This window comes from Rathayibacter tritici (assembly GCF_001641005.1).
Lineage (GTDB): Bacteria > Actinomycetota > Actinomycetes > Actinomycetales > Microbacteriaceae > Rathayibacter > Rathayibacter tritici.
The window spans coordinates 3,186,933-3,198,962 of record NZ_CP015515.1 but is presented as its reverse complement, the minus strand read 5'-3'; the positions used below and the strand labels follow the sequence as shown (position 1 = coordinate 3,198,962).

Sequence of the window (12,030 nt, the reverse complement as noted above, 5' to 3'; positions counted from 1 at the left end):
GAACCCCGGCCCGTCGAGGGAGCCACAAGTAACGGGCGGTCTCGACGGTTCGGGGTTCCCTCACAGCACCCGGTGCTCAGACGCGGAGCGGGCGCCCTCCTCCTTGGCCTGCTGCACGAGCGCGGCGATGCGGCGGCGCGAGCGCGAGCGGCCGGCGAGCAGCGCGGCCAGGATGAGGGCGACGCCCAGCAGCACGAGCAGCTGCGGGACCGGTACGGCCGCGACAGTGATCGACTCCGTCGCGGGCGCGGTGGTGACCGGATCCTGGTCGGGCGCAATGACGGTCGGCGCGATCGTCAGGTCAGCGCCGACTCCGAACAGCGGCCAGATGCCGTCGAGCTGCACCGACACGCTGCGCCGGTCGCCGGGCAGCAGCTCCTGCTGGGGGGCGTCGGCGGCGACGACGGGGGCGGAGGCGCCCTGGGCGCTCGCGGTGCCGTCGAGGAGCAGGCGCACGTTGCCCGTGTTCACCACGTCGGCGACGAGCGAGAGCGAGCCGGGCTGGAACGGGTTCCAGGAGAGGCGGTAGTCGCTGGCGAGGTCCTCGATCGAGAAGGACGGGGTCACCGCGCCCGTCACACGGGTCATCACGCGGAAACCGATCCGGCTCTCGACGCCGACGTTCGCTCCGCCGGCCTCGGTTCCCTCCGAGAGCACGGAGGCGGCGATGCCGGCGGCGTGGTCGCCCGGCGTCGCGTTGGCGGGGACCGTCACGGTGAACGGCACCACTGCGCTGCCGCCCGGATCGACGGTGACGGTCTCGGGCGCCGAGATCCACCGTCCGGCGTCGACCGACTCCTGATCGGAGGTGAGCATGCTGAAGCGGCCCTTGTCGGTGAAGTAGCCGTCCGCGCTGGTGATCTGGAACGTCACGGGCTGATCGCTGAGGTTGCGCACGACCGCCTCGTCGGAGGCGCTGACGCCGGGGGCGAGCTCGAGCTCGACCCAGGAGCGCTGGTCGGGCACTCCGTCGGTCGAGGGGCTGACCGCCCAGGTGATCGCTCCGTCGGCGGCGACGGCCTGCGGGGCCACGCCCGCGGCGAGCAGGGCGACGATCAGCGCGAGAAGCGCGGGGAGGAGGGGGCGGCGCGGAGCAGCGGGGCGGCGCGGAGCAGTCATCAGAACCTCATGGTCGCACAGGAGAAGCGCGACGCGGCCGGGCGGGAGGGCCCGGCCGCGTCGGCCGTGAGAGTCGCGGCCGAGGGGTGTCCACCCTCCGGCCGCGGGAGGTCACTCGAAGAGCGACAGGGTGATGGTGGACGAGTACGCTCCGGCGTCCACGCTCACGGGGGTGCGCAGGAAGAGGTCCGCATCGGCGCTCCAGGAGCCCTCGGGGTTGATCTCCTGCGAGTCGATCGCCAACGCGAGCAACTCGCGACCCTCGAGGCCGACTCCGTTGACGCCGCCGTCGATGGCCGTGTCGACCTGGTCGCCGGCCGCGACGAGACCGAGGTCTCCGCCGTCGACCAGAGCCGGGGTCCAGCCCAGGTTCTCGGCGCCGATGGTGGCGCCGTCGGCCGAGGTGAAGTCGCTCGCGGTACCGAGGACGTACCAGCCGGCGCCCTCGGGGACGTCCGCTGCGTCGCGGGTGTCGGTGACGGTGACGGTGGGCAGCGCGCCCGTGAACTGGCGGCGGACGTTGTCCGAGCCGTCCTCGGTCAGCGTCGTGGAGGTTCCCGCGACGGACATCGAGAGGGCGCCGGTCCCGGGCAGGTCGGCGATATCGACGTTGACGTCGACGTCGTCGCTGCCGTAGTCGATCTCGGCGGCGAAGGCCGTTCCGGCGACTCCGAGCAGGAGGACGCCTCCGGCCAGTCCGGCGGCTCCGCGGATCAGAAGGGATCGGGTGTTCATGTCGGGTGTTCTCCGTTCTCCGGCCGGCGTCGTCGCCGGCTCGATCTCAGTGGGTGTCAGGTCGTGCCCGCGGGTCAGCCGCAGCTGGCCGCGGAGTAGGGGGCGGTCGTGGAGGTCGTGGTCGGCTTGCCGTTCACGAACGCGGTCGCCGTGGCGGTCGCGGATCCGTCGGTCACGCTGGTCGCCCGAGTGGTGATGGCGGCCGAGACGGTGGCGCCGGGAGCGACGTCCGCGAAGCTCTTGGAGCCCCACGTCGTGCCGATCACGATCTTCGCGGCGACAGCGTTCGGGTTCGTGGCGGTCGCGGTGACGACGATCTTTCCGGCGATGCAGCGCGTCGTGGCGGTCGCGGTCACGGCGAGGGCGGGCGACGCGTCGGTCACCGGGCCAACGGAGGCGGAGGCCGTCGCCGGCGTCCACTGCGGCTTCGCGGCGGTCACGGCCACCGAGATCGTCGCTCCGCGGTCGGCGGCGGTGAGCGTGTAGCTCGACGCTGTCGCGCCGCTGATTGCGGTACCGCCGCGCTTCCACTGGAAGCCGGTCGCCGTCCACGGGGAGGAGGCGGAAGCGGTCAGTGTGCTGCCCACCGTCGCCTTCCCGGTGATCGAGGCCACGAGCGGCGCGCTGTCGACGACCGTCTGCGGCGCCACGCTGGTGAGGGTCGGGGTGACCTTCTGCATCAGGCCGGTCGTCGGGTCGAAGGCGACCCGGTCGATGGTCGTCTCGCGGGTGGTCCCGTTGCCGCCCGGGATGGCGAAGCGGTGGTAGGCGATGTACCAGTCGTCGGTACCGGGGACGTTCACGATCGAGTTGTGGCCGGTCGCGAGGATGCCCTGCGCCGGGTCCTTCTCGAGGATCACGCCGCGGTAGGTCCACGGTCCATCGACGCTGGTCGCGGTGGCGTAGCCGACCTTGTAGTTCTCGGAGCCGGTGTCGTCGATCGAGTAGGTGAGGTGGTACATCCCGTCGCGGTAATTCACGAAGGTGCCCTCGCGGAAGTCGGTCAGACCGCTGATCCGCTTGGTGGTGCCGGCCTTGATCGAGAGCATGTCGTCGGACAGCTCGGCGTAGACCGGGTTGCCGTTGCCCCAGAAGAGGTAGCTTTTGCCTGTCTTCGGGTCGGTGAACGCGGCCGGGTCGATGGCCTGGCCCGAGTTCACCGACTCGCCGTTGGTGATCATCGCGGTCGGCTGCGCGGTGAAGGGGCCCATCGGGCTGTCCGCGACCGCGACTCCGATCGTCTTGCGGTCGAGCGAGGCGTTGTGGCCGGAGAAGTAGAAGTAGTACTTCCCGCCCTTCTCGGTGATGGTCGGTGCCCACGCGTTGCCGGTCGCCCACGGGACGTTCCCGTTCGCGCCGTCGAGGGTCAGGAAGGGCTTCTCGCCGCGGGTCCAGTCGACGAGGTTCTTCGACGACCAGGCGTAGAAGGTGTTACCGCCCCACCCAGGGGTGCCGTCGGTGGTCGCGTAGATGTAGTAGGTATCGCCGAAGACCGCGATGTTCGGGTCGGCGTACAGGCCCGGGATGACCGGCGACGTCATGGTGACCGCCTTCAGGGTCCAGGTGGTCGTCGCGCCGCCGCCGGTGGGCGTGAGCACGACGGTCTGCGGGGTGGAGAGGTTGCGGACGGTGCCGGAGGCGGGGCTCGCCGTGACTCCCGCCGCCGTGGAGAACGTCGGGGTGAGCGTGGTCAGATCTGTGCCCGGCTTCACCGGGAAGGTGACGGTGCGAGAGGCCGAGTCGACGATCGGAGTCGTCTTGAGGACGTCGCCGGCCAGCGACACATCGACCAGCGCCGTCGTGTTGCCGGAGGCGGCGAGCACGTCGGCGGCGCTGAGCGCCCGGTTGTAGATCGCGAACTCACGGATCTGGCCGCGGAAGCGGTTGTCGCCGTCGTAGTTCGAGCGTCCGATGAAGTTGGCCAATGTGGATCCGCCGCCGATGTCCTTCGGGTCGGTCGTGACGGTGCCGCTGGCGACCTTCACTCCGTCGAGGTAGATCGTGCCGGTGGTCCCCTGGAGCGTGTAGGTCAGGTGCGCCCAGGTTCCGCGCGGGAGGGCGGAGCCGCCCGCGACGGTCTGCTCGGTGGTCCAGTTCCCGGTGGCGAGGCTGGTGCGGTAGTTGTTCCCAGAGGTGAAGAGGTAGCCGTCGCCGGCGCCGTTCGTGGTGTTGCCCAGGCCGTAGAGGAAGTAGGGGCTGGCCTGTGCGGGGTCGATCCAGACGTCGGACTGGATGGTGAGGTCCGTCACTCCGGCGAGCAGGTCGTTCGGCAGCTTCACGTAGTCGTCCGTGCCGTCGAGCTGCAGGGCGCCGTCCTTCCAGGTGCCGCCCGAGGGCAGCGTCCCGTTCTGGTTGTTGCCCGAGCTGTCGCGCACGGTGGTGCCCGAGCCGCCGTCGAAGGTGTAGCGGAGGATCTCGCCGGCCGCGGTGACCGGCTTCGCGGCGGGGCCGGTGCTGCTGGTGCCGTAGGCGGCCATGATGCGCGCCTCTTCGGCGCTGGAGAGGCGCAGCACCGAGCCGTGGCGGAACGGCTTCGTGAACGAGGAAGTGTTCGCTCCGGTCGCTCCGGTCGGCAGCGCCGTGAACTGCAGGCTCGCGAGCGAGTCGGTGACGTACGCGGAGTAACCGCCCGAGTCGCCCATCACGACCCAGCGGCCGTCCGGCAGCTGGTAGACGGTCAGTCCCTCGATGTGGTCCGAGAGGCCGTGCGCCTTCTCCTCGCCGCGGGCGATCACTCGCGTCCACGGGCCGGCGAGGCTCGTGGCCGTGTCGACGACGGTGCGCCAGTCGGAGGTGGAGAAGCGGTAGTAGGTGCCTCCCTCCTTCGCGATGGTCGTGTCGATGATGTTCGGGCCGTCGGCGTTGTTGGTCGGCGAGTTCTCGTCGAGCCAGACCGTCGGAGTCGAGAAGGTCACGAAGTCGCGGGTGGTGCTGACGTAGACGCGCAGGGCCCAGTCGTCGGTACCGACCTGCGTCTTGTCGCGGCCGGACCAGTAGACGTAGTACTGCCCGGTCGTCTCATCCCACATCGCCTCGGGAGCCCACACGTTGCCTGCGTTCGGCGAACCGGCGAACACGAGGCTCTGGTCGCTCCAGTTCACGAGGTCGGTGGAGCGCCAGACGACGAGCTTCTGGCTCGCGTTCACCTGGTCCCACGAGCCTCCGCCCGCGGTGCCCTCAGCGTGCAGATCGGTGCCGAGGATCCAGTACTCATCGCCCGTGGGCGAGCGGACGAGGTGCGGGTCGCGGACGCCGAGGGTGCCGGCGAGGTTGGCGAGGACGGCTTTGTCGTTGTTGAGCTTCGACCAGTGCAGGCCGTCGGTGCTCGAGCCGAAGTAGATCTTCTCGTAGTCGGTCGAGGCGAAGTGGGTCCAGAGGTAGCCCGCGTCGTAGTCGGTGTCGAGGTTCGCGGGGGCGGCGGTGACCGTCACAGGCAGCTGACGGGTCGCTGTGGTGCCCGCGATCGTTGCGGTGAGGGTGACGGGAGTGGCGGCGGCCTGGCGCTTCACCACTCCGGTCGCACTGAGCACGGCGGGGTTCGAGGAGGACCACGCGACGTCGTAGGAGCCGGCCTTCGTGGGCAGCGTGACGGTGCCGCGGACGTCGCCGGCGTTGACGATCGAGAGAGCGTCGAGCGCCTTCTGCGCGTCGGCGTTCACGTCCTTGGCCGGCACGGTGGCGGTGAAGGTGCGGGTGGTCGAGGCCGAGCCGCGGGTGATCGTGGCGGTCAGGGCGACCGGGGCGACGCCGGTGGCGGACGGAGTGACGACTCCGCTGGTCGAGACGACCGCGGTGTTGCTGGAGGCCCACGCGATCGTGGAGCCGTTCGAGCCACTGGTCGGCAGAGTGAGGTTCGCCTGCACCGCAGAGAGGTCGCCGAGGTTCAGTGCAGCGGAGTCGCGCGAGACGCGGGTGCTGTCCGAGGCTTGGAGAGTGGCGACATCGGCGGCGCTGAGCGCCGTGCTGTAGACGCGGAAGTCGCGGACCGAGCCAGCGAGGGTCTTGTCGGCGGTGTAGACGGAGCGGCCGATCGCGTTGGCCGTGGTGGCGCCGTTGCCGATCGCGGCGGGAGTGATCGTGACTCCGGTCTGCTGCGCGACCTGGCTGCCATCGAGGTAGAGGCGGGCGGTGTCGCTCGCGTCGTCGAGTGTGTAGGTGAGCGTCTTCCAGACGCCGCGGGCCAGGTTCGCGCCGGAAGTGACGGTCTGCTCGGTGGTCCAGTTGCCGGTGGCGATGGAGGTCTTGTAGCCGTTGCCGGTCGTGTAGAGGTAGCCGTTTCCGGCGCCGTTCGTCGTGTTGCCGAGGCCCCAGATGAAGTAGGGCGTGCCCTGGTTCGCGTTCACCAGAACCTCGGTGCTGACCGTGATCGAGTTCAGCCCCGCTAGGAGGTTGTCTGGCAGCTTCACGTAGTCGTCGGTGCCGTCGAGCGCGACGCCCGCGGCTCCGCGCGGTGCCGCTCCGTTGACCAGCGTGCCGGTGCGGCCGTTGCCCGAGCTGTCGGCGGCGACCGTGCCGCTGGTCTCGTCGAGCGCGTAGCGCAGGACCAGGCTGTCGGCGGGGGCGGCGCTCGCCGACTGGGCCGTCAGGAGGGGGATCGTCAGCGCGACGGCGGTCGCGAGGACGAGTGGTCGCAGGAAAGGCTTCATCGCGCTTGCTCCAGGATCGGCACCATTGCTGAGGGAGGGGGGGCCGACTGATCGTCAGCGATGTTCACGGTAACACGCCGGCGAGTCGCCCGTGAACCCCCAACCCCGCCCTCTGCGGCTTTCCCTTCGTCGCAGATGGTCGCCACCACGGACCCAGACGAACCATGTGTGACGAGTCGGCCCTGCGCACGGGGTGTTCTGCGCGTTGCCGAGACGAGCCGTGTAGACCACTCCGACGAGCGCGGTTCCGCTTGGGTGCCGGCCGTTACCGTGACACGGTGGCGGCGGAAGAGCGTCGATGCACGGCCCTACTCGCGTTCACCCGCTGACGGCGGAGGAGGTGTGCCCGTTCCTGCGCTGTGGAGAAGAAACTGAAGGATACGCGGGTGTTCACCCGGGATCTCGCGAATCTGATTCTTCCTCAGAGAAAAGCTGAAGACAAGTCCCTGGACGGGGGACCAGGTGCGGATGTGTGGAATCCGGGGCGCAGGGGCTCCGTGAGGGCGGCGCGGCGCTCACGCACGGCGCCCCCTCGTCCGCCGGGGGACGAGGGGGCGCCGTGCGTGCGTGAGCGGGCGGGAGCCCGGTTTACGTCTTGCTGCGGGCCATAACCGCGCGCTGGAGGAGGACGAAGATCAGCAGGATGCCGCCGGTGATGATCGTGGTCGCCTCCGGCGGGATGCCGCCGTCGCGGGTGATCAGGACGTTCATCAGGCCGAGCACCAGGGCGCCGACCACCGAGCCGAGCACGAAGCCGACCCCGCCGGTGAGCAGCGTGCCGCCGATGACGGTCGCCGCGATAGCGTCGAGTTCCCAGCCGGTGCCGGTGATGTTCTGCGCGCTGCCGAGACGGGCCGTATAAACCACTCCGGCGAGACCGGCGAGGGTGCCGCTGATGATGTAGATAAACAGCTTCGTCCGCACGACCGGCAGGCCCATCAGGGCCGCCGACTGCTCGGAACCGCCCATCGCGTAGACCGTGCGGCCCAGACGGGTGCGGTGCAGGACGAAGAACGCCGCGGCCACGACGACGACCGCGATGATCACACCGGGGCTGATCACGAAGTCGTTGACCTTCGGCCCGTCGATCAGCTTGATCGGGGCGGCGAGGCTCAGCACCGCGGAATCCTCGGGGAGGCGCTCCGGGACCGTGCTGAGCATCGAGGCGAGGCCGCGGGCCAGGAACATCATCGCCAGGGTCGCAATAAACGGCTGGACGTTGAAGTACTGAATCAGGACACCCGAGATCACGCCGAAGAGAGCGCCGATCACAACCATCAGGACCATCACGAGCCACGGGTTCCAGCCGGCGTTGATCAGGAGCACGCCGCTCACGCTGCTGAACGCGATCACTGCGCCGACCGAGAGGTCGATTCCGCCGGTGAGGATCACGAAGGTGAGGCCCACGGCAAGGATGATCAGGTGCGCGTTATTGACCAGCAGGTTCGAGATCGTGCTCGCCTGCAGGATGCGGCCGTAGGCGGCCTCGCCGTACACGATCATCCCGAAGAAGATGATCAGCGCGGCGAGGGTGGGCAACTTGTCGAGGTGCTGGCTCAGCCAGCCGCGCGCCCCGGAGGTGCGCTTCGTGCTTGCCGGAGGAGCGGAGCGGGTCATCACGGCACTCATGCGGGGATCGCCTCTTTCTGCGGGGCGCTGCGGCGCGCCTCGCGACGGGATGTGAAGGCGGAGCGGATGCGCTCGGACTGCAGGAGGCAGAGCGCGACGATGACGATCGCCTTGAAGGCGGGGGTCGCCGACGACGAGATTCCGAGGAACACGACCGTCTTGTCGAGGGTGGCGATCAGGATCGCGCCCACGGCGGCTCCGGTGATGTTGAATTTGCCGCCGGCGAGCGAGGTGCCGCCGATGACGACCGCGAGAATCGCGTCGAGTTCGAGCTGGTAACCGGTGCGCGAGACGTCGACCGTCATCACGCTCGCGGTGGCGAAGACACCCGCGACTCCGGCGAGGATGCCGCTGCCGATGTAGGCGGTCATCAGCAGGCCCCGGCGGTTGATACCCGCGAGGCGGGCCGCCTTCGGGTCCATGCCGATGGCCTCGATCATCAAGCCGAGCGCACTTCGGCGCACCAGGACTCCGACGACCACGACAATCGCGATAGCGAGGAGGAACACGACCGGAAGTCCGAAGACGTATCCGTTCGCGAGCCAGCGGAAGGGCTCGTTGGTGGCGGCGGTGTTCTGACCGCCGGTGATCACCTTCGCCAGGCCGCGGCCCGCGAGCATCACGACCAGCGTGCTGATGAAGGGTTGAAGGCCCACCACCGAGACCAGGATGCCGTTCACGGCTCCGAGCACGGCGGCCACCAGCAGCGCAACCGCGAAGGCTCCCGCTGCAGCGCCGAGCGACTCGGGCGCTCCGGCGGAGTTGAGGAACTCCATCGAGACGGCGCCGGCGACCACCATGATCGAGCCGACCGAGAGGTCGATGCCCCCGGTCGCGACGACCAGGCACATGCCCACGGCGATCATCAGGATCGGAGCGGCGGCGCGGGCGATGTCGATGACATTGCCGACGAGGTAGCCGGTGGTCGGGCTGACCGAGACGGCCAGATAGCCGGGGTCCTTCACGACGTTGACGAGGAGGAGCAGGGCGATCGCCACGACTCCCCAGAAGTACTGGCGGCGGATGATCCCGCCGAGGACGGATCCCCGGGCGGGTCGGGTGTCGCTGCTCATGATGCGGCCTCCTGCGTGGCGCTCGCGAGGACGACGACGTCCTCGTCGACGACTCCCTCTGCGGCGATGGTAGTGACGATCGACTCCGCAGTGACAGCGGGACCGTTGAGGATCTCCGCGATCACGCGGTGGTCCTTCAGGACGATGATGCGATCGCTGAGCCGGACCACCTCGTCGAGCTCGGACGAGATGAACACCACGGCGACGCCCTCGCCGGCGAGGGCGATGACTTTCTCCTGGATTTCGGCCTTCGCTCCGACGTCGATACCGCGGGTCGGCTCGTCGAGGATGAGAATCTCGGGGGCGGTGGCGAGCCAGCGGCCGAGGAGGACCTTCTGCTGGTTGCCGCCGGAAAGCTTGCTGATCGGTCGGTCGGGGTCGGCCGGACGCACGTTGAGCTCCACGAGGTACTTGCCGACGATCTCGTCCTTCTCCTTTTTGGAGAGAGGGCGGGCCCAGCCGCGCTTGGCCTGCACGCCGAGGATGAGGTTCTCGCGGACCGAGAGGTCGCGGATGATGCCCTCGTCGCGGCGGTTCTCACTCGAGAACGCGATCTTGTGCGCGAGTCCGGCGGTCGGTGTGGGAACGTCGATCTTTGTGCCGTGCATCGTGATCTCGCCCGTGTCGGGCTTGTCGACGCCGTAGATCAGGCGCGCGAGCTCGGTGCGGCCGGAGCCGAGGAGCCCGGCGAAGCCGACAACCTCGCCGCGGTGCAGGGTCAGGTCGGTGCTCTCGATGGAGCCCTTCTTGCCCAGACCGGTCGCGGTGTAGAGCGGAGCGTCGCGGTAGAGGTGGTCCTGGCTCTCGCGCTCGGAGTCGAGGGAGCGCAGTGTCGCGATGTCCTTGCCGATCATCTTCGAGATCAGCGAGGTGCGGTCGAGCTCGTGGGTGAGGTATTCGCCGACGAAGGTGCCGTTGCGCAGCACCGTCAGGCGGTCGCTGATCGCGTAGACCTGGTCGAGGAAGTGCGAGACGAAGAGGATCGCGACGCCCGCCGCACGCAGGCGGCGAATGACGACGAAGAGGTTCTCTACCTCGTTCGCATCCAGGCTCGAGGTCGGCTCGTCGAGGATGAGCACCTTGGAGTCGCTCACCGTCGAGCGGCTGATCGCGACCAGCTGCTGCATCGCGATCGAGAGCGAGGCGAGCGAGGAGCGGGTGTTGAGGTGGCCGAGGCCGAGCTTCTCGAGTGCGATCTTCGCTGCCTGGTGGGTGGCCTTCCAGTTGATGCCGAAGGGGCCGCGGACCTCGTAGCCGAGCATCACGTTCTCTCCGATGGAGAGGTTCGTGACGAGGTTGACCTCCTGGTACACGGTGGAGATGCCCGCGGCCTGCGAGTCGGCCGTGCCGGTGAGGCGTCGGGTCTCCCCGTCGATCACGATGTCCCCGCTGTCGATGCGGTAGACGCCGGTGAGGGCCTTGATGAGCGTGGACTTGCCGGCGCCGTTCTCGCCCATGAGGGTGTGGACCTCGCCCGGGAACAGGCGGAAGTCGACGCCGTCGAGGGCTTTCACGCCGGGGAAGCTGATCGAGATGTTCGTCATCTCGACGATCGGAGGCGAACCTGTCATGTCGCGTCGTTCCGTTCTCGAGCGGGGCGCAGCCGAGCGGGTGCGCCGAAGGGTCGGAGCGACCGGGGTCGGCGGGAGGGCCGGCCCCGATCGCTCCGGGTGGGTGCTGCCGCGTGTGGGCGCGGCGGCCAGTGGTGCGCGGCGACTAGAACTTGCGGTCGGGCAGCGCTGTGGCGGCGGCCTCGGGCGAGTCGAAGGTCTCGCTCGGGACGACGATCGAGGACTCGACCTTCTCGCCGGCGAGCGTCTTCTTCACTGCGTCGAGGGCGGTCTCGCCGAAGAGCGGGTTGTACTCGGCGACGAAGCTCAGCTCGCTGTCGGCCAGCGCCTGGAGGGCGTTCTTGGTGCCGTCGATCGTGGCGATCTTGACGTCGGTGCCGGGGGTGAGGCCGGCCTCCTGGACGGCCTGGACGGCACCGAGGCCCATCTCGTCGTTCTGAGCGAAGACCAGCTGGACGTCGTTGTTGTTCGACTTCAGGACGGTCTCGAAGACGCTCTTGGCCTCCTCGGTCGACCAGTTCGCGGTCTGTGCGCCGATCTTGGTGAAGGCGGGATCGGCGCCGATGACCTCGTCCCAGCCCTCATTGCGCTCGTTCACGACCGAAACGCCCGCGGGACCCTCGAGGGTGAAGTACTTGCCTCCGCTCGGGAAGGTGGTCTTCGCCCAGTCGGCGACCGAGGTGCTGACCGCGATGTTGTCGGGCGCAATGCGGGTGACGTAGAGGTCGGTGGTGTCCGGCTCGATGCCGCGGTCGATCAGGATGACCGGGATCTCGGCCTCCTGAGCGCGCTCGAGCGAGTCCTCCCAGCCGGAGCCCTCCGTGGCGGAGAGCAGGATGATGTCCACGCCCTCGTCCACGAAGGAGGTGAAGGAGTCGATCTGCGACTTCTGGTCTCCGTTGGTGGCGGGTGCGTACTTGAGGTCGAAGCCGGCGTCCTTCGTGAACGTGTCCTCGATGTTGGTCTCGTTCGCCTGGCGCCATGCGCCCTCGGGGCCGACGGCCACGAAGCCGATGGTGGTGAGGTCACCGCTCGAGCCTGAGCCCGAATCGGAGCCGGAACCGCCCGAGCATCCGGCGAGTCCGAACGCGAGTGCGCCGACTGCTGCGAAACCCAGGAACTGGCCGATACGCCTCGTCTTAGACATAGATCTCCTCCTTGAGATCGCGGGCGCGACGAGCGCGCCCGAGATGGTGGACCCTGAAGGGCCTCGAATACGGGCCTAGCGGCCCGAGGTGCGGTGAGTGCAAGATGTGC

7 protein-coding genes are annotated in these 12,030 nt (G+C 68.9%); all 7 read right to left on the bottom strand.

Features of this window, described 5'->3' with window-relative positions:
- Positions 1–60: 60 nt before the first annotated feature.
- A complete protein-coding gene (locus tag A6122_RS14570; RefSeq protein ID WP_068256392.1) occupies positions 61–1,119 on the bottom strand; it encodes a WxL protein peptidoglycan domain-containing protein in 1,059 nt (352 codons plus the stop codon).
- Between the two features lie 111 nt (positions 1,120–1,230).
- Positions 1,231–1,854, bottom strand: coding sequence for a hypothetical protein (locus A6122_RS14565; protein ID WP_068256389.1), 624 nt, complete (start codon positions 1,852–1,854; stop codon positions 1,231–1,233).
- Positions 1,855–1,928: 74 nt separating this feature from the next.
- Positions 1,929–6,500 (bottom strand): family 43 glycosylhydrolase, encoded by a 4,572-nt coding sequence (locus tag A6122_RS14560; RefSeq protein WP_068256386.1) that lies wholly within the window; start codon positions 6,498–6,500, stop codon positions 1,929–1,931.
- A gap of 588 nt (positions 6,501–7,088) precedes the next feature.
- Positions 7,089–8,129 (bottom strand): ABC transporter permease subunit, encoded by a 1,041-nt coding sequence (locus A6122_RS14555; RefSeq protein ID WP_068256383.1) that lies wholly within the window; start codon positions 8,127–8,129, stop codon positions 7,089–7,091.
- Positions 8,126–9,202 carry an ABC transporter permease gene (locus tag A6122_RS14550; protein ID WP_068256381.1) on the bottom strand — a complete coding sequence of 359 codons (1,077 nt, stop codon included), beginning with the start codon at positions 9,200–9,202 and terminating at the stop codon, positions 8,126–8,128. The genes A6122_RS14555 and A6122_RS14550 overlap by 4 nt, the downstream gene beginning before the upstream one ends.
- Positions 9,199–10,773 (bottom strand): sugar ABC transporter ATP-binding protein, encoded by a 1,575-nt coding sequence (locus A6122_RS14545; protein WP_068256378.1) that lies wholly within the window; start codon positions 10,771–10,773, stop codon positions 9,199–9,201. The genes A6122_RS14550 and A6122_RS14545 overlap by 4 nt, the downstream gene beginning before the upstream one ends.
- 145 nt (positions 10,774–10,918) lie before the next feature.
- Positions 10,919–11,920, bottom strand: a complete 1,002-nt coding sequence (locus A6122_RS14540) for an ABC transporter substrate-binding protein (protein ID WP_068256375.1) — start codon at positions 11,918–11,920, stop codon at positions 10,919–10,921.
- Positions 11,921–12,030 lie beyond the last annotated feature (110 nt).